The 24196-nt window shown below is 62.7% G+C and carries 18 protein-coding genes; 9 read left to right on the forward strand and 9 right to left on the reverse strand.

All coding sequences use genetic code 11. The annotated features are described in order from the left end of the window. Positions 1-242: 242 nt before the first annotated feature. The 3 genes from ilvD (at position 243) to AB6N07_RS00090 (ending at position 4469) form a co-directional block, all read left to right on the forward strand. Positions 243-2099 carry a dihydroxy-acid dehydratase gene (gene ilvD, locus AB6N07_RS00080; protein ID WP_370675806.1) on the forward strand — a complete coding sequence of 619 codons (1857 nt, stop codon included), beginning with the start codon at positions 243-245 and terminating at the stop codon, positions 2097-2099. Between the two features lie 455 nt (positions 2100-2554). Beyond that, positions 2555-3340 carry a ThuA domain-containing protein gene (locus AB6N07_RS00085; RefSeq protein ID WP_370675807.1) on the forward strand — a complete coding sequence of 262 codons (786 nt, stop codon included), beginning with the start codon at positions 2555-2557 and terminating at the stop codon, positions 3338-3340. A gap of 76 nt (positions 3341-3416) precedes the next feature. Beyond that, a complete protein-coding gene (locus AB6N07_RS00090) occupies positions 3417-4469 on the forward strand; it encodes a Gfo/Idh/MocA family protein (RefSeq protein WP_370675808.1) in 1053 nt (350 codons plus the stop codon). Positions 4470-4685: 216 nt separating this feature from the next. Here the strand turns inward: AB6N07_RS00090 and pta are convergent, their stop codons facing one another. From pta to AB6N07_RS00105, 3 genes are all read right to left on the reverse strand, one after another. Beyond that, the gene (pta, locus tag AB6N07_RS00095; protein ID WP_370675809.1) at positions 4686-6803 is read right to left on the reverse strand and encodes a phosphate acetyltransferase; all 2118 of its coding nucleotides are present in this window, start codon (positions 6801-6803) and stop codon (positions 4686-4688) included. Positions 6804-6822: 19 nt separating this feature from the next. After that, the gene (locus AB6N07_RS00100) at positions 6823-8040 is read right to left on the reverse strand and encodes an acetate/propionate family kinase (RefSeq protein WP_370678322.1); all 1218 of its coding nucleotides are present in this window, start codon (positions 8038-8040) and stop codon (positions 6823-6825) included. 340 nt (positions 8041-8380) lie between these two features. Further along, positions 8381-9757 (reverse strand): M17 family metallopeptidase, encoded by a 1377-nt coding sequence (locus AB6N07_RS00105; protein WP_370675810.1) that lies wholly within the window; start codon positions 9755-9757, stop codon positions 8381-8383. A gap of 167 nt (positions 9758-9924) precedes the next feature. On the opposite strand from AB6N07_RS00105, the gene AB6N07_RS00110 reads away from it, so the two are divergent. Continuing rightward, positions 9925-10710 carry a tetratricopeptide repeat protein gene (locus AB6N07_RS00110; protein ID WP_370675811.1) on the forward strand — a complete coding sequence of 262 codons (786 nt, stop codon included), beginning with the start codon at positions 9925-9927 and terminating at the stop codon, positions 10708-10710. A 70-nt stretch (positions 10711-10780) separates the two neighbouring features. Further along, a complete protein-coding gene (locus AB6N07_RS00115; RefSeq protein WP_370675812.1) occupies positions 10781-11230 on the forward strand; it encodes a cupin domain-containing protein in 450 nt (149 codons plus the stop codon). Between the two features lie 23 nt (positions 11231-11253). On the opposite strand, the gene AB6N07_RS00120 is transcribed toward AB6N07_RS00115, so the two are convergent. From AB6N07_RS00120 to AB6N07_RS00140, 5 genes are all read right to left on the reverse strand, one after another. Further along, entirely contained in the window at positions 11254-12546 is a 1293-nt protein-coding gene (locus tag AB6N07_RS00120; protein WP_370675813.1) for an amidohydrolase family protein, read from the reverse strand. A 35-nt stretch (positions 12547-12581) separates the two neighbouring features. Further along, positions 12582-13499, reverse strand: coding sequence for a LysR family transcriptional regulator (locus tag AB6N07_RS00125; protein ID WP_370675814.1), 918 nt, complete (start codon positions 13497-13499; stop codon positions 12582-12584). A gap of 253 nt (positions 13500-13752) precedes the next feature. Next, positions 13753-14232 (reverse strand): heme-degrading domain-containing protein, encoded by a 480-nt coding sequence (locus tag AB6N07_RS00130; RefSeq protein ID WP_370675815.1) that lies wholly within the window; start codon positions 14230-14232, stop codon positions 13753-13755. Beyond that, positions 14229-15677, reverse strand: a complete 1449-nt coding sequence (locus tag AB6N07_RS00135) for a lipopolysaccharide biosynthesis protein (RefSeq protein WP_370675816.1) — start codon at positions 15675-15677, stop codon at positions 14229-14231. The genes AB6N07_RS00130 and AB6N07_RS00135 overlap by 4 nt, the downstream gene beginning before the upstream one ends. Beyond that, positions 15671-17011 carry a VpsF family polysaccharide biosynthesis protein gene (locus AB6N07_RS00140; RefSeq protein ID WP_370675817.1) on the reverse strand — a complete coding sequence of 447 codons (1341 nt, stop codon included), beginning with the start codon at positions 17009-17011 and terminating at the stop codon, positions 15671-15673. Before AB6N07_RS00140 ends, AB6N07_RS00135 begins: the two co-directional genes overlap by 7 nt. 176 nt (positions 17012-17187) lie before the next feature. Here AB6N07_RS00140 and AB6N07_RS00145 point away from each other — a divergent pair, with 176 nt between their 5' ends. The 3 genes from AB6N07_RS00145 to AB6N07_RS00155 all read left to right on the forward strand — a co-directional run bounded on the left by AB6N07_RS00145 (position 17188) and on the right by AB6N07_RS00155 (position 22044). Then, entirely contained in the window at positions 17188-19428 is a 2241-nt protein-coding gene (locus AB6N07_RS00145; RefSeq protein WP_370675818.1) for a GumC family protein, read from the forward strand. A 497-nt stretch (positions 19429-19925) separates the two neighbouring features. Continuing rightward, a complete protein-coding gene (locus AB6N07_RS00150) occupies positions 19926-20792 on the forward strand; it encodes a WecB/TagA/CpsF family glycosyltransferase (RefSeq protein ID WP_370675819.1) in 867 nt (288 codons plus the stop codon). A gap of 7 nt (positions 20793-20799) precedes the next feature. Beyond that, positions 20800-22044 (forward strand): glycosyltransferase, encoded by a 1245-nt coding sequence (locus AB6N07_RS00155; RefSeq protein WP_370675820.1) that lies wholly within the window; start codon positions 20800-20802, stop codon positions 22042-22044. On the opposite strand, the gene AB6N07_RS00160 is transcribed toward AB6N07_RS00155, so the two are convergent. Continuing rightward, on the reverse strand, positions 22002-23063 hold the full coding sequence (locus tag AB6N07_RS00160; protein ID WP_370675821.1) for a glycosyltransferase: 1062 nt from the start codon (positions 23061-23063) through the stop codon (positions 22002-22004). The two genes, AB6N07_RS00155 and AB6N07_RS00160, sit on opposite strands and share 43 nt — an antisense overlap. A 165-nt stretch (positions 23064-23228) precedes the next feature. On the opposite strand from AB6N07_RS00160, the gene AB6N07_RS00165 reads away from it, so the two are divergent. Further along, on the forward strand, positions 23229-24134 hold the full coding sequence (locus AB6N07_RS00165) for a DMT family transporter (protein ID WP_370675822.1): 906 nt from the start codon (positions 23229-23231) through the stop codon (positions 24132-24134). Positions 24135-24196: the final 62 nt, after the last annotated feature.

Below are 24196 nucleotides of genomic sequence, written 5' to 3' on the forward strand. Positions count from 1 at the left end.
GACATTGTGATAACGGTGAAATCAGGACGGTCGCCTGAACGCGGCTGTCCTGATCTTTATCCATAGGCCTCTCTTTGGGCACATCCTTTTGCCAAGGAGGGATCGCCTGGCGGCGCCCTCGCCCTCCCCCACTTGCGGACGTTGCCGGCTGGCGAACGCTTTGCGCCGCCGCCGCCCTTGCTTTTTCGGCAAAACGGTCCCATCCGTCAGGCAATATATCTTTCCCTGAGATGGATCGAACCATGCCCGCTTATCGTTCCCGCACCTCCACTCACGGCCGCAACATGGCCGGTGCCCGCGGCCTGTGGCGCGCCACCGGCGTCAAGGAAAGCGATTTCGGCAAGCCGATCATCGCCGTGGTCAACTCCTTCACCCAGTTCGTGCCGGGCCACGTGCACCTCAAAGACCTCGGCCAGTTGGTCGCCCGCGAAATCGAGAAGTCGGGTGGTCTTGCCAAGGAATTCAATACCATCGCCGTCGACGACGGCATCGCCATGGGGCACGACGGCATGCTCTATTCGCTGCCGTCGCGCGATCTCATCGCCGACAGTGTCGAGTATATGGTCAACGCCCATTGCGCCGATGCCATGGTCTGCATCTCCAACTGCGACAAGATCACCCCCGGCATGCTGCTGGCGGCACTGCGTCTCAACATCCCCGCCGTTTTCGTGTCCGGCGGCCCGATGGAAGCGGGCAAAGTGTTGCTGTCGACGGGCGTCACCAAGTCGGTCGATCTGATCGATGCCATGGTGGCCGCTGCCGACGAGAAAGTGTCGGATGCCGATGTTCGCTCCTACGAGCGGTCGGCCTGCCCGACCTGCGGCTCCTGCTCGGGCATGTTCACTGCCAACTCGATGAACTGCCTTACCGAGGCGCTCGGCCTCAGCCTGCCGGGTAATGGCTCGATGCTGGCGACGCACGCCGACCGCAAGGCGCTGTTCCTGAAAGCCGGTCAGCTGATCGTCGATCTCTGCAAGCGCTATTACGAAGGTAACGACGGGAGTGTGCTGCCACGCTCGATCGCTTCCTTCGCGGCCTTCGAAAATGCCATGACGCTCGACATCTCCATGGGTGGCTCGACCAACACTGTCCTGCACCTGCTGGCCGCCGCTCAAGAAGCCGGTGTCGATTTCACCATGGCCGACATCGACCGCCTCAGCCGCCGCGTGCCCTGCCTTTCCAAGGTGGCGCCGGCTGTCGCCGACATCCACATGGAAGACGTGCACCGGGCCGGCGGTATCTTCGGACTGCTCGGCGAGCTGGACCGTGGTGGTCTTCTCAACACCGATCTGCCCACCGTGCATGCGCCGACGCTCAAGGCGGCGATCACCGAGTGGGACATCGTGCAGTCCAACTCGATCGCCGTCCGCACCTTCTTCGCGGCGGCTCCCGGCGGCGTCCCTTCGCTCGAGGCTTTCAGCCAGGATCGGCGATGGGATGAACTCGATGTCGACCGCAAGAAGGGCGTGATCCGCTCGGTGGAGCACGCCTACTCCAAGGACGGCGGCCTCGCCGTGCTGTTCGGGAATATCGCGCAGGACGGTTGCATCGTAAAGACGGCCGGCGTCGACGACTCCGTCCTCGTCTTCGAGGGCGAGGTGAAGATCTACGAGAGCCAGGAAGGCGCAGTGAAGGGCATTCTTGGCGGCGACGTCAAGGCCGGCGACGTGGTGGTGATCCGCTACGAAGGTCCCAAAGGCGGCCCCGGCATGCAGGAAATGCTCTACCCGACGAGTTATCTGAAGTCCAAGGGCCTCGGCAAGTCCTGCGCGCTGTTGACCGATGGTCGTTTTTCCGGCGGAACATCGGGCCTTTCGATTGGTCATGCCTCGCCGGAAGCCGCCGAGGGTGGCGCCATCGGCCTCGTCGAAGCGGGCGATCGTATCCGTATCGACATTCCCAAGCGCACCATCGACCTCCTGGTCTCCGATGACGTTCTGGCGTCTCGCCGTGCCGTCATGGAAGCCAAAGGCAAGGCCGCCTGGAAGCCTGAAGCCCCGCGTTCACGCAAGGTGTCGGCGGCATTGCGGGCCTACGCTGCCATGGCCACCTCAGCCGCCAAGGGTGCCGTGCGCGACGTGAGCCAGATCGAACACTGAGAACCATGGGAAGGGCGGCACGTCCGCCCTTCTCTCCTGAGCCATAGTCAAACCGGCCGGTTTTCGGCACGGTTTCCTCTGGGTGCCTGTTCGCCTTGGAACACTTCGGCGCTTCAAGCGTTATTCAGCGGTATGTCGCCGTTCACCAGGCCAATCTGAAATAGGGCAAAATCCTGCCTGCCAATCATTGGATGACGCCTAATTATTTCGATTCAACCAAAGCGCTTTTATTACTCTATCGCCCAAAATATCGCCGACGGAACAATCAATTGCCGAGGCAGTGGGCAGTCCTCGCCAACTCTTGACAAGCCGCTTTAAAAGCGCTTTGAATGGTCGGGAAGCAAGATGCCGCGTCTCGTCCCGATGCGCCAGGAGAGCTGACGGACTGGACCTTGCCGCGGGTTCTGCAAAGCATAAGTCAGCCATGCCGGACCGCTCATCCTCGGGAGGATTCCATGACCATACGCGCCACCGTCTTTGGCGAAAACGTTCATGAGCAGACCAGCCAAGTCGTTCGTGACCTCTACCCTAACGGTATGCATTCCACCATCGCCGATGCCCTCAACGCCGATCCCGCCATCAAGGCGAGCTGGGTGACGCTGCAGATGGCAGAGCATGGCTTGACGACCGAAAAGCTCGCCGCGACCGACGTTCTCGTCTGGTGGGGGCACGCCGCCCACGGCGAAGTCAAAGACGAGATCGTCGAGCGCGTCGCCAAGCGCGTCTGGGAGGGCATGGGCCTCCTCGTTCTCCACTCCGGCCATTTCTCAAAGATCTTCAAGCGGTTGATGGGGACCCCCTGCGCGCTCAAATGGCGCGAGGCGGGCGAGCGCGAACGTCTCTGGGTGATCAACCGCAACCACCCGATCGCCGCCGGGCTGCCCGAGAAGATCGAACTCGACATGGAAGAGATGTACGGCGAGCCTTTCTCGGTCCCCGAGCCGGATGAAACCGTGTTCATCTCCTGGTTCCAGGGCGGCGAAGTATTTCGCTCCGGTCTCTGCTACAAGCGCGGCGCTGGCAAGATCTTCTACTTCCGCCCTGGCCATGAGGCCTATCCCACCTATCACGACGAAAATGTTCTGACCGTGCTGCGCAACGCTGTGAAATGGGCCTACAACCCCGGCCCAGCCTGGACGGCGGTTACCGATGCGCCGAACGTGCCGGTCGACAAGGCGCTGGAACCGATCGAAGCGCGTGGCTTGACCATCCACGCCAAGGGTGCTCCCGGCCTTCGCTGAGCGACCTCCCAAGCGGCCGGTGGTCTCCCCGCCGGCCGCTGCTCTATGTCAGCCCCCCTTCCCCATGGACCCCAACATGCGCCTCATCATTGTCGGCACCGGCAGTATGGCCCGCCATCATGCCAAGCATTTCGCCCAGATCCGCGGCGTCAAAATCGTCGGCTGCGTCGACATTTTCCCGGAATTTGCCACCGCCTTCGCCAAGGAATTCAACATTCCCCGGACGTTCCCCACGGTGGAGGATGCCATCGTCTGGGGCAAGTTCGATTCGGCGTCGAACGTCACCACCGACCTTGCACACTACCCGACCACGATGGCTCTGCTCACCGCTGGCAAGCATGTGCTTTGCGAAAAGCCATTGGCCACCAACTACGCCCATGCGCTGGAGATGACCGAGGCCGCCGAAAAAGCTGGCCTCGTCGGTATGGTGAACCTCAGTTATCGCAACGTTCCTGAGATCCACAAGATGCACCAGATGGTCACCTCTGGTGTCATCGGCGACGTCAAGCATGTGGAAGCGAGCTATCTTCAGAGCTGGTTGACCGGCACGCATTGGGGCGACTGGCGAACCGAGAGCCGCTGGCTGTGGCGCCTGTCGGAAAATCATGGCTCGAAGGGTGTCATCGGCGACGTCGGCATTCACATTCTCGACTTCGCCTCCTTCGGCGCCGGCACCGACGTGACGCGACTGTTCGGCCGCCTCAAGACCTTCCATAAGGCACCTGACGACAAGATCGGCGAATACACGCTCGACGCCAATGACAGCTTCGCCGGGACGTTGGAATTCGACAACGGCGCCATCGGTGTCATCCACGCGTCACGCTTCGCCACCGGTTACGCCAATACGCTGCGCGTCCGCGTCTTCGGCGACAAGGGCGGGCTCGAGATCCAGAATGGCTCCGACGGCACATGGCTGCGCGTCTGCAAGGGCACCAAGGACATCAACAGCCAGACCTGGCGTCCGGTCACGGCCAAACCGGTGCCGATGAACTACAAGCGCTTCGTCGACGCGGTGAAGGCTGGCAAGACCATGGAGCCGAGCTTCCGTCGGGCTGCCGAACTGCAGCGCATCCTCGATGCCTCCTTTGAAACGGAGAGGCTCAGAGGGGAGCTGGCCGTCGCCGGCTGAGATGGTCTAGGCGAAAATGATTTGAGCCGCCGGGTTGTTCCGGCGGCTTTTTTTTCGTTTCATCATGACCGGCAGCGGACGATTAGCGATACCGTATTTAGTCGGCTTATTTTTTGATGGCGTACACCTCCATCAATGCCAACTAGGTACTGCGATAATAAAAAGGCCGGCGACCAGGCCGCCGGCCGTTGTTGTTCAACCCATACGCCGGAGCTTTTACTCGGCAGCGACCGCTTGCGCCGGCTGGTGGCTCTGGCCAACCTGGATGGCGGTCAGCGCGATGGTATAGACGATGTCGTCGACCAGCGCGCCGCGCGACAGATCGTTCACCGGCTTACGAAGGCCCTGCAGCATGGGACCGACCGAAACGACATTGGCCGAGCGCTGCACCGCCTTGTAGGTGGTGTTGCCGGTGTTGAGATCGGGGAAGATGAAGACGTTGGCATGTCCGGCAAGCGGCGAGCCCGGCGCCTTCTGCTTGCCGACGCTTTCAACGGAAGCCGCGTCATACTGGATCGGGCCGTCGACCAGAAGGTCGGGGCGAAGTTCCATCACCTTGAGCGTTGCCGCGCGCACCTTGTCGACATCGCTACCCGTGCCAGAGGTCCCGGTCGAGTAGGAGATCATGGCAATGCGCGGATCGATGCCGAAGGAGCGAGCGCTGTCGGCCGACTGGCAGGCGATTTCGGCCAGTTCGTCCGCCGACGGGTCCGGGTTAATGGCGCAGTCGCCATAGACCAGCACCTGATCGGGCATCAACATGAAGAACACGCTTGAGACGATGGAGTTGCCCGGAGCGGTCTTGATGAGCTGTAGCGCCGGGCGCACCGTCGAGGCGGTGGTATGCACGGCACCGGACACGAGGCCATCCACGTGGCCCAAGGCCAGCATCATGGTGGCAAGCACCACGTTGTCCTCAAGCTGGGCTTCCGCCTGCGGCGGGGTCAGCCCCTTCGACTTGCGAAGTTCGACCATCGGCGCCACGTAGCTGCCGCGCACCTTGGCCGGATCGAGGATTTCCAGCTCGGGCGGCAGATCGATGCCGTGGCTGTCGGCGACATCCTTGATCGCCTTGGGGTCACCGACCAGCACGCAGCGAGCAATGCGCTTCTCGGTGCAGATGACGGCGGCCTTGATGGTGCGCGGCTCGTCGCCCTCCGGCAGCACGATACGACGGTTTGCCGCGCGCGCCTCCTGGATCATCCGGTGGCGGAACATCGGCGGCGTCATCAGACCGCCGTTGGAACGCGCCGTCGCCGGGGCGAGCGGAGCAAGGTTGATGTGATCGGCCACATGCTCGAGCAGCTTCTCCATCCGCTCGGAATCCTCGTGGCGGACACGGCGGTCCATCGAGTTGAGGCGGACAGCGACGTCGTAAGTCTGGAGTTCGGTGGTCAGCACTGGCAGGTCGCCAAAGCGCGGCGCTAGGAACTCGGCCATCGAGGGAGCCATTGGCTCGTCGCAGGTGAGAAGCAGGCCGGCAATCGGCAGACCGGAAGAGCGAGCCAGCGTCGTGGTGATGATGATATCGGACCGGTCGCCGGGGGTGACCACCAGCGTGCCGGCCTTCAGCGCCTTCACCACCTTGTCCGGGCCGCGGGCGCCGATGACGATCTCACCGACACGCGCTTTCTTGATGTCGCCCGGACGAAGGATGCCGAAGCCAAGATCAGAGGCGACGTCGATGAGGCGCGGTGCATTGAGCGCCGGCTCGTCGGAGGTGACGGCGAGCACCGGCACGCCAATCTTCGCCGCCTCGAGCGCCTGGGCGAATTCCTCCGCTTTGCCGTCGCCACCGCGGGCGCGGCCAACGATCAGACCGGCAAAGGGACGACCCTCGGCGAGGAACCGGTGATGAGCGTCGGCGAGATCGCCGACGATCGACTTCACAGTGGCATCGAGACCGGGAACCACCGGAATGATCTCAGCCGATAGCGACCGGCCCATGGCGATATCGAGATCGATGGTCAGCGGATGCGTCGTCGACGGCAGCAGACCTTCGACGATCACCATGGAGCGACCACCGCGTGCCTCTTCGACCAGCTCGACGATCTCCTCGAGCAGGGTGAAGAGATTGCCGGTGCGGATCATCTCCTCAGCGCGCTCGGCGGGGATCGGATCGGGCGTATTGAGGCCGAGCAGCGTACGGGCGAAATGCACCGACCGGTCGAGCCCGTCAGGATAGGCCTCGGGATCGGCCACCGGCTTGGCAAAGCCGACGTCGTAGCCTTCACGCTGGAAGGCGCGGACGAGGCCGAGCGCCACAGAGGAAATGCCCTGTTGGCTGGAGGTCGGCGCCAGGAAGAACGTGCGGTAAGAGGGTTTCGGAGTCATAGTCGTCGTCCCTTTCGCATCAGGCTTTGGCAGGCATAAGACCGGCGAGGAGGGCTGTGTCCTCGGCGATTACACGCTCTTCATCGGTCGGTACGACGATGGCCACTGGCTTCTTCGACCGCGAGACGATGCCGCTCTTGCCGCCGAAGATGGTGGCATTGGCTTCTTCGTCGAGATCGAGGCCGAGAGCCGACAGGCGCTTCAGCGTCTTGGCCCGGATATAGGCGGAGTTTTCGCCGATGCCACCGGTGAAGGCGACGGCGTCAAGGCGCGGCAAGGCGGCCGTCAGGGCGCCGATATAGCGGCAGAGACGGAAGACGAAGACGTCGAGCGTCTCCTCGGCCTGATGGTTGCCAGCCTGGGCCGCCTCGGTCAGTGTGCGGCAGTCGTTGGAGAGTTCCGACAGGCCGAGAAGGCCGCTCTCGCGATTGACCATCTTCTCAAGTCCGTCGACATCGAGACCCGTCTTCTTGGCGATGTAGGCAAGCGCGCCATAGTCGACGTCGCCCGTGCGGGTGCCCATGACCAGGCCCTCAAGCGGGGTGAGGCCCATCGAGGTATCGACGCACTTGCCGTTCAAGACGGCGGTGGCAGACGAGCCGTTGCCAAGGTGGCAGACGACGACGCCGCTATCGTTCGGATCGAGGCCGAGCAGACGGATGGTCTCGCCGGAAACATAGCGGTGCGAGGTACCATGGGCGCCGTAGCGGCGGACGCCGAGGTCGCGGTAGTACTTGCGCGGCAGAGCGTAGAGGAAGGCCTCCGGCTTCATCGTCTGGTGGAAGGCAGTGTCGAACACCGCCACCTGCGTCAGCGTCGGGAAGGCGTGGACGGCAGCGCGCATACCGACGGCGTGCGCCGGGTTATGCAGCGGGGCAAAGGGACAGGTGCCGATTTCCTCAATCATGGCATCGTCGGTCAGGATGCGGCTTTCGGTGAAGCGCTCGCCGCCGTTGACCACGCGGTGGCCGACCGCCGCCACGCGCTCAAACCAGCCGCGCTCCTTGAGGAAGGCCATCAGCGCATCGACCGCGCCCTGGTGGTCGGTGGAAGCCAGCGCCGCCTTGTTCTTGGCGCCGTCGACGTCGAAACGGATCGAGGCATCGCTCTGGCCGAGACGCTCGGCAAGACCCGAGGCCAGCGGCTGGCGTTCGCCGACCGGGTAGATGGCGAACTTCAGCGACGAGGAGCCGCTGTTGATGACCAGGATCAGGGGGAGGATGTCGACATCAGCGATACTCTATCGATTCTCGTTGGATTGACCGAGGATACGGCGAGCGGCGGCGCCCCCGTCATACCAAATCTCGTGGATTTGCGCCGAATATCCGAGATCGGGAGGATTTGGTATGCGGCCCACCCCGTACCGAGATAATGGGCCCGAATGTGAAGGACACGCCGTCGACCCTAGCGCGAACCGATTTATATTTTCTTTTCATGACTTTAACAAAAACTGTCGCCCGCATTCGCGGAATGGCTCGACCGAGAGCAATGCGCAAGACGCAGACGAGCCGCCCGGCAGCGGCATAAGTGCGCGCCACCGAACAGCTTTTTCATATCGCGGGTGTGACACTCGCCGCTCAGGCGCGGCCGAAGCGATCCTTCAGATAGCGATAAAGGGCACGGATAGCTTGCGCCTCACCGCCCTCCGGTTGGCCGGGCCGCGCCGCCGGCACCCAGGCAAAGATGTCGCCGTGCATCCAGGTCTTCGCCTTGTCGACGAAACGGCCAAGGAAAAGGGCGGCGGTGATTGAGCCGGCAAAGCCACCGGGCGCCACGTTGTTGAGGTCGGCGATCTTTGACTTCAGTCCTTCCTCATAGGGAGCCCACAAAGGTAGTCGCCAGAGCGGGTCGCCAGCGGCGAGGCTGGCCGCCGACAGATCGGCGGCGAAGGCGTCATCGCGGGTGTAGAAGGGTGGAATATCCGGCCCCAGTGCGACGCGGGCGGCACCGGTGAGCGTGGCGAGATCGACGAGGAGGTCCGGAGCCTCATCATCGGCAAAGGCCAGCGCGTCGGCCAGGATCAGGCGGCCTTCGGCGTCGGTATCGCCAATCTGAACGGTGAGGCCCTTGCGCGATGGGAAGACGTCGCCTGGCCGGAAGCTGGTGCCGGACACGGCATTCTCGACAATCGGCAACACGACGCGTAGACGCAAGTCGAGGTCAGCTTCCATGATCAGGCGGGCCAGACCGAGCACGTTGGCCGCGCCGCCCATATCCTTCTTCATCAGCAGCATGTAGCTGCCGCCCTTGATGTCGAGGCCGCCGGTATCGAAAACCACCCCCTTGCCGACCAGCGACACCTTTGGCGCGTCGACCCGTCCCCAGGTGAAGGTAATCAGGCGCGCCTGCCGAGGTGAACCGCGCCCCACGGCCTCGATGAGAGGAAACTCGCGGGCAAGCAGATCCTCACCGATATATTCCTCAAATACCGCGCCGTGGGCCGTCGCCAGTTCGCGAGCGGCAGCGGCTAGTTCGGCGGGGCCAAGATCATTAGCCGGCGTATTGACGAGATCTCGCACCATGAAGACGGCAGCGGCGATCCGCTCGGCCTCGGCGCCTTCCTCGCCCTCCGGCAGGACAAGACGAGGCGTGTTGGTCTTGGGCTTCAGATAACGCTCGAAGCGATAGGCACCGAGCGCGAAGGCAAGCGCTGCCTCGCCGAAGCCTCCCGGCCAGCCTTCGAGACGATAGGTACCAGCAGGCAACGCGGTGGCCAGTTTGCCGGCAAGCAGTGGCGGTCGGTTGCTCCCCTCGCGACCAAGGCCGAACAGCACCGTCGCTACCTCGCCCTCGGCGTTGGGCAACAACAGAACTGTCCCCTCGTCGGCGGAGAAGGCGTTGGCCTTCGCCCAAGCGGCAGCGCCAAGCTCAGTGAGCTTGGATTCCAGCCCCTCGACCGTGACGGCATGGACGGGAATGGCAACTTCATCGGCAGCGGCGAAAACGGACAGCAAGGCGGCAAACTCCAGTTGGTACTCTTCCCGAATGTAGAGAGGCGGACGGGTGGCGGCAAGGCGAGGATAACTTACAGGTAAGGCCGGGTTAACCGGCCGTTAGGGTTAACAGATTACCAAGGAATGCATTCGAGGCGGCCACGCCGCCCCTCATCACGGTGGGATTGATGTTGCTTTCCATCCGACGTTCCACGCTTCTCGCCTTGCTGCTGCCGCTGTCGTTCGCCGCCGCAGGATGCGCGAACAATCAGCCGGTGCTCACCACCCGTGGCGACGTCTCGGTAACAGGCTCGGTCGACCGGATGACCGATGCACAGATTGCGTCCGCCGCGTCGGCATGGGGCCAGCGCTACAACGCCGACCCCAAGAGTCGAGCCAATATCCTGAATTACGCTGCCGCCCTCCGCCTGAGCGGCCGCACCGATCAGGCGGTGGCCGTCCTTGAAAAGGGCATGGTCGCCTCTCAGAACGATCCCGAAATGAGCGCGGCCTACGGCAAGGCGCTGGCGGCCAACGGCAACTTCGACCAGGCGCTCAGAGTCATCCGTCAGACTCAACGGCCGGACCAACCAGACTGGAAACTCTACTCGGCCGAAGGCGCCATCCTCGATCAACAGGGCAATCCCGCCGAGGCGCGCAGCGCCTACCAGAAAGCGCTGCAAATCGCCCCCGGCGAGGCGTCGATCTATAACAACCTCGCCCTATCCTATCTCTTGGCCGGCGACATCACCAACGCCGAGAAGACGCTGCGGCAAGCGATCGCACTCCCAGGTGCCACCAGTCGTATCCGCCAAAATCTGGCGCTGGCTCTCGGACTGCAAGGCAAGTTCAAAGAGGCCGACGCCGTCGCCCGGCAGGAACTCGATCCGGTGCAGGCAGAGGCCAACGTCGCCTATCTCAAGTCGATGCTGAGCCAAACCAATACCTGGAAGGAAGCTCGCAAACAGGGCTGAAGGGGAGGCTTTTCTGAGAATTATCAACCTCGACGACGTCAGCTTCGACCCTGAAGACGAACTCGACCGGGTGGCACCCGAAGGCTACGCGGCTCGGTTCGCCGCGGTCGGCCAGCGGCTCGGCGCCCAAATGCTCGGCTATTCCGTGGTCGAGACCAAGCCAGGGTGCCGCGCCTCGCCGATGCACAACCACCGCTGCAACGAGGAAATGTTCCTGATCCTCGACGGGGAAGGCGTCCTCCGCATCGGTTCCGAGCGATACCCCGTCCGAACTGGCGACATCATCGCCTGCCCGCCCGGCGGCCCGGAAACCGCACACCAGATCGAAAACACCTCCGACAAACCGCTTCGATATTTCGCCATCTCGACGATGGTAGAGCCCGATGTCATCGACTACCCGGACTCGGGCAAGTTCCTGGTCAAGGGCCATCTGCCGGCCGGCGACGGCACTCGAAGCGAACCCTTCCGCTTCATCGGCCGGCGCGAGACCAGCCTCGATTATTGGGACGGTGAAGACTGACGGCCCATGGAGGGGCCGATCATTCACTCGCCGCGCGGCGGTGCGTAAGCTGCCGGATCGACGGTTCCGGGGCGGCCCGGCAAGTCCAGTCGAGCAAGGCGCGGTGCCGTCTGCGATACCACCTTGCCATTCCGGACCACGGCGAGGCGCGTCGGCTTCAAGCGGATCGCCTCCACCGTGTCGCGGGCTTGCAGCACCACGAAGCTCGCCGCCTTGCCCACTTCAAGGCCGTAGTCTGCAAGACCGATGGCCTTCGCAGCCCGGTCGGTGACACAGTGGAAGGCGGTATCGATAGCATCGAGCGCCGTCATCTGACCGACGTGGACGGCCATCGACGCCACTTCCAGCATGTCGCCTGACCCCATGGAATACCAAGGATCCATCACGCAGTCGTGGCCGAAGGCGACATTGACGCCGGCCTTGAGGAGCTCCGGAACGCGCGTCATGCCACGCCGCTTGGGATAAGTGTCGTGGCGTCCCTGCAGCGTGATATTGATCAGTGGATTGGCGACGGCGTGCACACCAGCTTCCCGCATCAGCGGAATCAGCTTGGAAACGTAGTAATTATCCATGGAATGCATCGAGGTGAGGTGGCTGCCGACCACCCTGCCCTGCAATCCGGTTCGGATCGTCTCGGCGGCCAGCGTCTCGATATGGCGAGACAGCGGATCGTCGCTCTCGTCACAATGCAGATCGACCATCAGGCCGCGCTCGGCGGCGATCTCGCAGAGGCGGCGCACCGAGGCGGCTCCGTCCGTCATGGTCCGCTCGAAATGCGGAATGCCGCCGACGACATCGACACCCATGTCGAGCGCCTTGAGAAGATTGCGTTCGGCGGTCGGTGACCGATAGAAGCCGTCCTGCGGGAAGGCGACGAGCTGCAGGTCGATGTAGGAGGCGACACGCCTCTTCACTTCCAAGAGGGCCTCGACGGCCAGCAGACGATCGTCGCAGACGTCAACGTGACTGCGAATGGCCAGAAGCCCCTGGCTGACCGCGAGGTCGCAATAGCGAAGCGCCCGCTCGACCACCGCTTCCTGGGTGAGAAGCGGCTTCAATTCGCCCCAGAGGGCTATACCTTCCAAAAGCGTGCCAGATCGGTTCATGCGTGGCAGACCGAGCGATAGCGTTGCGTCCATGTGGAAATGCGGGTCGACGAAGGGCGCTGTTACCAGCCGTCCGGTCGCGTCGATGGTCGTATGGGCAGGGCCACCGATGGCCGGCCGGATATCGACGATGCGGCCGTCATTGACGGCAATGTCGACGCCGGTGCGGCCATCGGCGAGATTGGCATTCTCAATGAGCAGGTCGAGCATGGGCAACCTCGGTCGTGTAGGGTTCAGGCGGAAGCTCAGGCCGTGGGGGCCGCGTCGGTGTGATCCTTGAGATAGGTCCACAACCGCTCGACGCGGGCGCGCACCTTGTCCATATTGCGATAGATGCGGATGCGCATGTCGATCACCGCCTCAGGGTCGACGACCAGAAGCTTGCCAGTCTCGATCTCCGCACGGATGGTATTGGCGGGCAGCCAAGCCATGCCGCGGCCCGTGAGTGCCATGGTCTTGATCGCCTCGGCCATCGGGTTCTCGTAAATCTTGGCGAGGTTAAGCACCTCGCCGCGTTCGGCAAGCAACACGGAGACCAGCCGGCCAAGGAAAGTCTCCGGCGCGTAGGCAAGGTAGGGGACGGGCTTGTCAGAGCCGCCCGGTAACGCGAACAGAGGCATCCCCGCCTCATCGGGTGCCGACACCGGCATGACCCGGTCACTGCCGAGGTCGAGCGAGGGAAAGCGCTCGGGATCCAGCAGTACCGGCACGCGCGGATGCTCGTAGGTGAGCAGGAAGTCACAGTCGCCTTCGGCGAACATGCGAATGCTGTCGTGAAAATTTTCAGTGATCAGCCGGGCGTGGATCGGTCCGAAGCCGGTCTCAACATCCTTCAGCCACCAAGGAAAGAAAGAGATCGACAGCGAATGCAGCGTCGAAAAGGTCAGGATACCCTGGCCTTGCGCCCGACCGGAGCGCAGTTCGGCGCGCTCGATCAGAATCAGGCGCAAAACTTCCTCGGCGGTCTCGCGGAAACGGCGTCCTTCGGCTGTCAGCGTCGTCGGATAAGTGGACCGATCGACCAACGGCACCCCGAGCCATTGCTCAAGCTGCTGGATACGGCGACTGAAGGCGGATTGCGTGACGCGGCGCTCCACAGCCGAGCGCGAAAAACTACGCGTGTTGGCGAGGCTCACGAAATCCTCGAGCCACTTGATTTCCACAGATCGGCACTCCCGCTCGAGGCTCCATGGCCTCGCGCGCGCGACGGCGCGCCCGGAAAAAGGTCACGCCCGTTATGTACGCAGACGGGTGGCAAAGTCGAGCCCCGCCGCCCACGCAATCGCTTGAAAAGGATTGCCTTGTATCTCCTGCCGGCGACCCTCGGCCGCCTTGTTTTCGCGTCACCCAATGCCAATGGCACCCCAGCCGCTTGGCGCGCCTGCGATGCGATTGGTGTCATCGTGAGGAATAACCTCAGCCCTGTTTGGCGAGGAAGCTCTCGATTGCCTCGACGGCAAGGGCATGGTCCTCGTGCTGCGGCAGCCCCGAGACGGTGACGGTGCCGACGAGACCGGTGCCGATCACCTGGATCGGGAAAGCGCCGCCGTGGGCGGCGTATTCGCGTGGATCGACCAACATGGCCTCGTGGAACGGCACATCCTTCAACGCAGCCCGTCGTCCCATATAATAGGAGGAATGGCCGAAGCGCATGACGACGGCATTCTTGCGGATCACCCATTCATCGTTGTCGGCGCTGGTGCCAGGAAGCGCTGCGTGGAACAGTTGCTGTCCGGCGCGGGTCACGTCGACGGTGATGGGCAGGCTGCGGGCACGGCCGAGCTCCAGAAGATGAAGACCGAGCGCGATGGCGGTGTCGTTATCGAATGCCGGAAACTGCAAGCGCTCCTCTTGCGCCAAGAGGTCGTCGAGAAATTCCTGTGAAATGAAAGTCATGGTCGCGTCCCCGCGAATTTTCCAGTGATGAGGCCGACCAGCGGCGGCAGGTGCCTATAATAGACGGCTGCGAGCGCCGCGACATAGGAAAGGCCGCCAATCAGCATGGCACCCACAAGACCAAGGGCGGTATGCGGCCAGTTAACCGCGTGAACGGCAAGCCCCATGACGAGCGTCGCAACCGCGATCCGGGCGGTGTCGGCAACTGGAAATCGGAAGCCGCAAAGCCGGATGGCGATGGTGGCAGAGAGCGCCAGCGTCAGACTGGAAGCGATGAGCGCGCCCAAAACGACACCCACCAAGTAGTTCATGTAAAATCCGACGGTGGCAAGACCGGTGGTGGCGACGATTTCAAACAAACCGATGACAACGAGCAAACCGTAGCGGCGGTCTAGCGTCAGCATCTGCCCGGTAGCATGGGCATGATAAGCGCGAACCATGCCGCCGAAAGCGGCGAGGCCAAGAATGGACCGCGTCACGTCGCGATAGGTTTCGGCCACCGCGAGATCGACGAGGATATCCGTCACGAGCCAGAGTCCGACCACTGACGGCAGCAAAACGGCGGTGAGCAGAGCGGCATTGGTCTTGAGTTGATCGAGCGCCGTCTCGCGATCGCCGGCGTTGATGAGCCGCGCGGCAATCGGGAAGGCGGCGACGGCAACCAACATTGAGGCAACGGAGGCCGACCGGCGGCCAAGTCCCCAGCCAACCGCCATCAAACCGAAGGCCGCCGAGCCACCAATGTGATCGACCACGTAACGAATGCCGTTCTCCCCGAACCAGCCAATACCGTTAATGGCCAGCATTGGGCCGCCGTTCAGGATGGCGTCCTTCAGAATGGCGATGTCGAGGCGAGCCGTTCGAAAACTGGCCCCGATCATCGGAAGAGCAATGGCGGTGCCGACAGCCTGCATCGCCGCATAGGCGAGCAGCAGGTCGCCGGCCGAGGCACCGAAGAGCCGGGTGGTGAGAACACCGGCAACTAGCCCTCCGACTGGGCCTGACGTCAGAAGGAGCGTGTAGGCGAGGATCTTGTCCTGTGCCCGTGCACGCTCGCCAAAATGGTTATTGAGACCACGCGTCACATAATAGGCGGCGATGATCATGAAGACGGTGAGCGGATCGCCGCGCCCGTCGAAGAAATGTATCGAGAGGGCCGCTGCGGCAAGTTCGGGAAGCGTCAGAAGTCCGATCAGCGTCGTTTCGGTTTCGAGATAACGATGGCGTCCGGCGGCATCCTCGGCCGGGGGCAGGAAACGCAGCGTGTAGAAGGAGAACCAGGAGCGGCTCAGCATATAGGCGAGCTCCTGCGTCGAAGTGACGAGGACGAAGGTGGACATCTCGGTAGGCGACAGCCACCAGGTCCAGATCATCATCGATAGGAACTGCGCCACTGGCGACAGGAACTGCGCCGGTAGGTAGAGGATGGTCTGGCGGATCAGCATGGCCGAGGCCTTTCGACGTGTTGCCGACGGCAAGCGAAGGCCGTGATGATGAGAGTGGTCAGAAGAGCCAGCTCCAAAGACTTGGTGGAAAAGGAGGAAACGGCCGTCGAAATCAGGAAATACATGCCGAGTGGTATGAGGACGGGAGAACCGAAGCGGCGAACGAACTCGGCAAAGAAGGCGGCGAGCCCCATCAGGAAGAACAGCGTGACGAAGCCGCCATAATAGGCAACGAAGCCAATGTAAGCGCTCTCGATGGCGAGCGGCGTTCCAATCTTCGGCAGCATCGCCTTCACGGCGGCGACATTCGGCCCAAACACGATCTCCTGCCAAGACATGTCGCGGAAAATGGACAGCATGGCGACACGCGCCATGGCGCTGCCCTCGTCATCCAGAAAACGACCGATAATACGATCGATCAGCCCGCCATCAACAACGAGAATGACGCCGATCATCAGTAAAGTGGCCGCCAGAATGGCAGCCGCCGAAGCGATCAACGGAAAGCGGCGTCCAAGTACCAGGTGAGCACCCAAAAAAGCCGCTATGGCGATCAGCGCGGCGGCCGACAGTACGATGGCGGTGCGGCCTCCGAAAAAGAACAGAGCGCCGAAGTGAAACATCACGAGCGCCAAACGTGGTCCCCGCCCAAAGGGACCAGCGCCGAGGGCCAATGACACCAGGCAAACCGCCGTTGTCATGGCATTCATCAGCGGATGGCCGAGCAGCGCTGTCGCCCGCCAGTCCCAATCGAGCACTGCTCCATTGACATAAAGCGGCGTCAGACGGAATCCACCGAGCACCTCGGCATAGCCGAGCAAGCTGTTGATAACGAGAATGGCCTGCACGACAAGCGCAAAGAGCCTCATCTCGCCAGGCCCGAGGCGGATAAGAGCGGCAAACAGGCAAGCGGTTAGCACAAAATTGTCGGTTACCTGGGAGATCGGCGTCTTCTGTACGAAGAGGACCTGGAAGGTAAGGAAGCCGGTCGCAAGAAAGAGGACGAGCAGGCCAGGACTTTGACGCCAAACTCGGTTCAGGAAGCCACTGAGACCTCCGTCGGTCACGATCCAGGCCGCGAGTGCCAGCATCGCCAGATAGGTCGCCGGGTGGATCTTGAGGAGCGGGCTGCCGCCGGTCGCGTCGTAGGGAATACCGATCAGATTGAGCGTCTGACCCGACAGCAGAAAGAGAGCGAGAACGGAGAGAAACGTCAGACCAACGGCAAAAGGCCGGACGTCGATGACGACGCCGTTGGCTACCGAGCGGTAGGAAACAGGAAGCTGAAACGCCCGCGCCGCCATGCCGATGTCGACCCCAATGCAAATCCCATTCATCCTGAAGGAATCGTCGTGTCCGCATGGTTAACCGACGGTCTTCGCAGAGAGGGCGGACCCTTCTATTTCGGCCGACAGCGTTCACGTTTCCTTAAGCGCGCCAGCTTATGGTTAACAAGCTGAAAACGCGGGCGGAAAGCAAGTTGAACAGTCTCCCCGAATACCGGAATAGGGATATGGCGAGACCGACCGGTGACGAAACGCGTCGTCCGGGCGAGGTCGATATCGGCCTGCTCTTATCCATTATCTTCCGTCAATGGCTGCTGATTTTAGCGATCACCGGGCTGTTCGTCGGCGTAGGTTTCACGTACGCCATGCTCGCCCCAAGGGTGTGGGAATCGACGGCGCGGGTATTGCTCGACCCGCGTGACAAACAGGTGGCCGGTCCTGGCCTCTCCCAACCAATGCAGAACGTAGACGCCGTCTGGATCGACACGCAGGCCAACATCGTCACCTCCGCTGCCATTCTGTCGACGGTCATCGACACACTCGGCCTCGAGCGCGACCCGGAATTCGGCGGGACCCGCGACGAGACGCTGAGGGCGCTCGTCAGGGCCATCTCAGTGGCGCGCGCCGACCAGACCTATGTGCTCGACATATCGGTTCGAAGCGGCTCGGCCGATCGCTCGGCCCGTATCGCTCAGGAACTCGCCGAGTCCTTCGTTGCCAACCAGGTCGAGGTGAAAGAGGCCGCGGTCCGCGAGGCCAGCAGTCTCATCAACCACCAGCTTGAGGACCTCCGAGCCAAGGCACGCGCCGCTCAGGAGACCCTTGAAACCTACCGGCGCGAGCATGGCCTCCTGACCGCCAACGGCCGTTCGGTGGACGAGGACACGCTGCGCCAGCTCAACGACGGCTATGTCGCCGCCCGCCTGCGCACACAGGATGCCAAAGCGCGCCGAGACAAAATCGCCGCCGCCCGCGCCGGTGGTCTGGACACTGCGCTCAGCGGCATCGACTCCACGGTTCTGAGCCGCCTCAAGATAGAGCGGGCGCTCGCCGCTCGTACGGTCGGCGAACTCGCTCAGGATCTCGGCCCCAGCCACCCGCGTATGCTGGCAGCCCGCGGCGATCTTGAACGCGCCGACGCCCAGATCGACGGCGAGCTCAAGACGCTATCGTCGAGCGCCGACACCGAATACCAAGTGGCGGCTGCCGCGGAGGCTTCGGCCCGCAAAGCGCTTGACGATGCTAGCGCAGTGGTCACCGATACCGGCGAGCGGACCATCGAGCTGCGCGAACTTGAGAACGAGGCGTCGCTTCGCGCCGACATGTATAAGAACTATGTCGCGCGCACCGCTGAAATTACGCTGCAAGCCAACACGCAAGTGTCGGATGCGCGCGTCATTGCCCCGGCCAATATCCCCCTTTCTCCCTACGCCCCGCGTCGAACCATCATCCTGGCTCTTGCCGGCATCGCCGGCCTTGGACTGGCGCTTACCATCGCCGTTTATCGCGGCCGTCGCTACCTGCCGGAATACCAGTGGCTTGAAGAGACGAGTTCCGCCGATTTCATTGATGAGGAGGAGCCGGCCGCCGCCGAGGATACTCCGCTGGAACCGGTCTTCGACGTCGCGGAGACGACAATCGAGGAAGATGATTCCCATGAAACACCGCCGCTGGGCGCGGTCCAAGACGGGATAGACCAGGCCGAGATTGTCGACGCCGTGCCGGCAGCGCCATCGGTTCTCGCCGAGCTGTCGGTTGACACTCGTGCCGTCGCCCGCGACTGGCGTGGACGGTCAGCCTCCAGGACCGCGCGCACGATTCTGACCAGCTCGATCACCGATCACGATGGATCGCCCTTGCCGACCGCTGCCGAGACCTTCCGGGAACTCGTCGGCAAGATCTCGACGGCGACAGGCGCGTCGCAACTGATCCTGGTGCTGGGTGCCAACGACGGTCCGGCGACGGCGGCTGTCGCCTTCGGCCTCGCGCACGTGCCGACCAAGGATGGCGTTCTCCTCGTCGATGCCTCCTGGGATGATCTGCCGCTCCATCGCGCTTACGTCGACGAAACGATGCCCGGGGCGATCGATGTGATCGCGGGTACTGCCGATGCGGCGAGCGTCGCCATCTGCGAAGGCGGGGCCGACATCACGCTCATCGGAGTCGGCGGGCCGGAAGCCGCGGCCCAAATTGCCACCAATGTCGATCGTGTCGCCGACTTTGTCGGCAAACTTTCGCACGACTTCGGCCGCGTCATCCTGCATTTCGGACACCGACACTCACCTGACCTGCTGGAGGCTCTCCTCCATCGCGTCGACGCCGTACTGATCGTCGCCGATGCCATCGTTGAAGACGACGACGAAGCGGCGGCGATGGTGCGTGATCTCCTCGGTGCCCTGCCCGCCTTCACAGGGCTCGTGCTGGTGAAGGAACGCCACGAACGCGTCATCCTGGCCGAGCGAGCCTGAACGAGGCCGCATAACACGGAAGTTTGGCGGCGTACCGGCTCCAACCTCGCGAAACGCCAGTCCGGCAGCAGCATCAATTCGCAGTCTGTACCTGACAGATAGCGAACCAGCGGACGAAAGCTCGCCAAGGTCGCGCTTGGCTGGACGACAGGCTGGTGTGGCAGGTGGCGCGACCTGACTGACGGGCCGCCGAGGCTGATCTTTGAGGCCACGGTGCTCGGCAATATTCAGTAAACCCTCAGTGCGCCCCAGGACGGAGGATCGAAACGATCGCTTCCTTCCACCCAAAACAAATCGGCATTTCATTACAATTTGAAGGATCCGATAAATCGGGGCTGAACCGCGGCCGGACTAAGGTGACAGCGAAGGGGAGAGATATGCCATCGGCACGGCTCTTCCCAGACGTTGCAATTCGCTGGGAGGCGGAGATGGGATCTTTATGGTCCGTCGCGCGCCTCCGGCGTCGGGATGGCGCTTGACGCGCCGGAGAGTCGCCAATGTCAGGTCTGTTCCACGATCGGTCGGTTACGACCGAGGCAGTCAATGCGACTGAAGCCGTTCATACCCCTCAACCGATCGCGGTGATCGATGCAACGCGCGTCAACATCGGCAAGCAGGCCGACCTCGTCCACCTTGTCACTTTCGACGCGCTGACTGGCCGCGGTGGTACCGTTTTCACGCTGAACCTCGACCACCTCGTCAAGCTGGAGCACGATCCGGCTTTTCGGGCAGCCTACGATCAAGCAACCTATGTATCGGCGGACGGCGCACCGGTGGTGGCCATGGCACGGCGACAGGGGGCCAATCTCGTGCGCGTTACCGGCGCCGACTTGGTGCGGCCACTCTGCGGAGCCGCCGCGCTGGCCCGGATTCCCGTGCATTTCTTCGGCACGACCCCGGAGACTCTCGTCACGACCGAGGCCGTATTGCGTTGCGAGTTTCCGCGCCTGATCGTCGCTGGTATCGAAAGCCCCCCCTTTGGTTTCAGTCCGTTTGGCATTGAAGCCCGCGCCGCGGCTGAACGTGTGGCGTCAAGTGGTGCCCGCATCTGTTTTGTGGCGCTCGGCGCGCCCAAGCAGGAGGTTTTCGCAGAATTTGCCAGGCGCTGGGCACCCGGTGTTACCTTTGTTTGTATCGGCGCCGCGCTCGATTTCATTGGCGGCAGTCAGAAGCGCGCGCCAGAATTTCTTCGGGAAGCAGGCCTCGAGTGGCTGTGGCGGCTCATCCACGACCCACGTCGCCTCGCCAAACGCTATGTGCTGTCGGCGATGTACCTCATGCGATACAACGTCCGCCAACTGGCTGGTCGACTGCCGAGACGGCGCCGGCTCGCCGCTTCCGACAATGCTACCCGCGAGGAATGATCAGACGATGGTTCATCGCATCACCGTTCTTCACTCCATCGATCCGCGCGGCGGCAAGGTGGGCGGCATCGAGACGCATATCCGACTGCTGCTGTCACGTTATCCCGATACCGTATCGGTGCTGCTGGTCGGCATCGACGAGCGCGGCGATCTCGAGATTGGCAAGCCGGTCAAGGTTGAGTTCGACGGCCGTCAGATAGACTTCCTGCCCGTGATTCATATTCCCGGCGAAACCATGCGCGCCGCGGCCAAGAAAATCAGCCAGTCGGTAACGCTGCACTTCACCCTCGGAATTATGCGTTATCTGTTCACCATTCGCCGTCTCTCGGCAGGTGATTCCGCCTCAACCGAGATCGAGCGCTTCGAGCAGGCAATTCCAGCCCGGCTGATCGGCAACCCTGTGGTGCAACTCGTGCACAACGAGGAGACCAAGGGCGACAAGATGGACAGTCTCATCGGCCGCTACTGGTGGATTCATCGCCTCAACGAAAAGATTGCCCTCACCCTCGCCGCGCGCGTCGTGGGCGTCAATCCCAACATCATCGCCCGCTATGAGCGGGAGATGCCGAGGATCGCTCGCAAATCCGAATTCATGACGGTGTCGGTCGACACCGAGCGCTTTCCCGCTGCGCCCTTTCCGACAGACGACGTGTTCCGCGTTGTGTTCGCCGGCCGGCTCGACGCCTTCAAGGATCCGCCCTTGATGTTCGAGACGCTACGGCGTCTTCATGCCAAGCTCGGCGGCAAGTTTGAATTTCATTACATCGGTACGTCCGACCCACATCGCGACAAGGAATTCGCGGCCATCGAGCCATTCACCATCCGCCACGGATTCCAGACTGGCGATGGCGTGTCGGCCATCATGCGTAACTGTCACGCCGGTATCCTCACGTCCTTTTTCGAGGGCATGCCCTGTTACCTGCTGGAAGTCCTTTCGAGCGGCAGACCGATGGGGGCCATCCGGCTGTCGCAATATGATCCGCTGATCGAGGCGGGCGTGTCCGGCTTCCTCGTCGAGCGACCTGATGACCGTGAGATAGCCGCTGAGGTGATGGCCGATCACTTCGTACAGCTAGCCGCAGACATCGCTGCCGGTCGGCTCAATCCTGAAGCCATCCGCGCCAAGGTGACGCCCTATTCGGTGGCAGTGCAGATGCCGAAGCTGTTTGAGCGTCACATCGCGCTTGGCTGCGGCCGCTCTCGACCTCATCAACCCGCCGTCGCCAGTCCGGCGAATAGCCGCTCCCACTGATCGATACCAGCCTCGGCCGAGAACTCTTGGGCTCTGGCGACGCCCGGCCCTGGATCTGGTTGCATTGCCAATGCCCGGTCAAGTGCCGCTGCCAGCGCAGCGGCATCTTCGACCGGAACCAATTGGCCATATGGTCCGGCTAGGATTTCCCGCGACCCATCGCAGTCGGTGGCAACCACCCGAAGCCCAGCTGAGAGCGCTTCGACGGTTGTCATGCCGAAGGCCTCGGTGCGCGACGGCACAGCCGCGACGCGTGCAAGGCCGTAGACCTCAGCCGCCGACGAAACGCGCCCAAGGAAGCGCACGCGATCGCTGATGCCGAGATCTACCGTCTGCTGGACGAGCCGCTGCCGCTCCGGCCCGTCGCCGCCAATAATGAGGCGGGCCTCGGGCGTCGTCAGGCGGGCGAAGGCATCGATCAGCACGTCTGTGCCTTTTTCCCGCGACAGGCGGCCAACGGCACCAACTAGGGGCGGCCTAGCGGCAATCTCCTCGGTTGTCGCGGCGGCTATCAATGGCACTGGATTATAGATGCGCTCCGTCTTGGCCGCAGGCGCATGCCAGCGGTCGACGAGCGCCCGCACAATACCGTCGGACACACCGACGAACCGCCGGGTCAGAGGCACAAACAAAGGCAAGGCATAGAAGCCGACAGCCGACAGGCGGCCGGTCTTGTATTCCTCGAACCCATGATAGGAGAAGACAAGCGGTGTCCGTGACAGGGCAAGGATTTTGGCGAGAGCCAGCTTGACGCAGTTGACTGAAACGGCCCCGGCGATCACATCGAAGGAGTGGCCGCGCAGCAGGCGGGCGAGCTGCAACACGGCGCCTATATGACCTTTGCCGACTTCGATTGTGGAAACGGCTGGATCGACACCGTCGTCGGCCACTTTCTCGTCGAAAGCGAAGGTAACATGGTGGCCGCGTGCCGCTAGACCGCTAGCAAGGATAGCCCAGACTCGCTCGGCGCCACCGCCGCCGGAGGCGCGGGTATAGAGAAGAACATGGAGCTTGCGCATTTCGCCTCCAGAGCGGCGGGAGCCTGCATGAAGGTAGCCTTGGAACACTCCTAGGACCAAGCGGGAAATGAGTGTCGGCTCCCCAGAACCGTCCCGCCGTCCTCGCCAAGATGGCCGGGATCGGCTATCGAGATGCGACTTTCGTCGATCCCGCTGGAGCTCCGTTTGTCCGCTAAGTCTCTCGCCCACCGCGCCGCCGGTTCCACCGTCGGCCTCGGCATCTTCATGATGTTCTTCGGCGACTTCATGTTCGCCGTCAATGACGTCATGGGCAAGTGGTTGGCTGGAACCTTTTCGGCCGGACAAATCGTCTTGGTGCGATCGCTCGCCGCGCTCCTGGTGCTCGCTCCGCTTCTTCTGAAAGGCGGCGCACCGGAACTCGTTCGGCTCGAGCGGCCAGGAATACAGGTGTCACGTGTGGCGCTGGCCACAGCCGAGATCGTGTTTTTCTATATGGCCATCCGCTTCCTGCCGCTCGCCGACGTCATGACGTTCTATCTCGCCGGGCCGATCTATGTTGCCGCGGTATCGCCGTGGCTGCTCGGCGAGCAGGTGAGCAAGCGCCAATGGTTGGCCATCGCCATCGGGTTTGCCGGGGTCATCTTCGTGCTGCGCCCGGGCGCGGGCAGCCTATCGCTCGCCTCGCTCATCTCCATTGCCGGCTCGCTTTGCTACGCCATGATGGTGGTGCAAAGCCGCCAGCTTCGGGGCACGCCCGACCGGGTGCTGGTGTTCTGGCAGACTGTCGGCGCGCTTGCGGTCGGCGCCGTCCTGGCGCCCTTCGACTGGGTCATGCCGAACCTTGTAGACCTCGTCATGCTGGCTGCTCTCGGCATCATCTCGATGACCGCCCACCTCTGCATAGCCCGCTCGGTCAAGCTGGCGCCGGCTGCCGTGGTCGCGCCAATTCAGTATTCGCTGCTGCTGTGGGCCATTTTATTCGGATGGCTGGTGTTCGGTGATCGACCGCGGCCATCAATGCTGGTTGGCGCCGCTGTCATCGTCATCGCCGGCCTGATGGTGGTGGGCGGACGTGGCAACCGTAACGCCACAACAGAAGGTCGTGACTGAAACCCTGTCGATCTTCGCCGAATGTCGCTATGATTCGCTTCAGATGTGTTCAGATGTTTCAG

It is taken from the genome of Pleomorphomonas sp. PLEO (assembly GCF_041320595.1).
Taxonomy (GTDB): domain Bacteria; phylum Pseudomonadota; class Alphaproteobacteria; order Rhizobiales; family Pleomorphomonadaceae; genus Pleomorphomonas.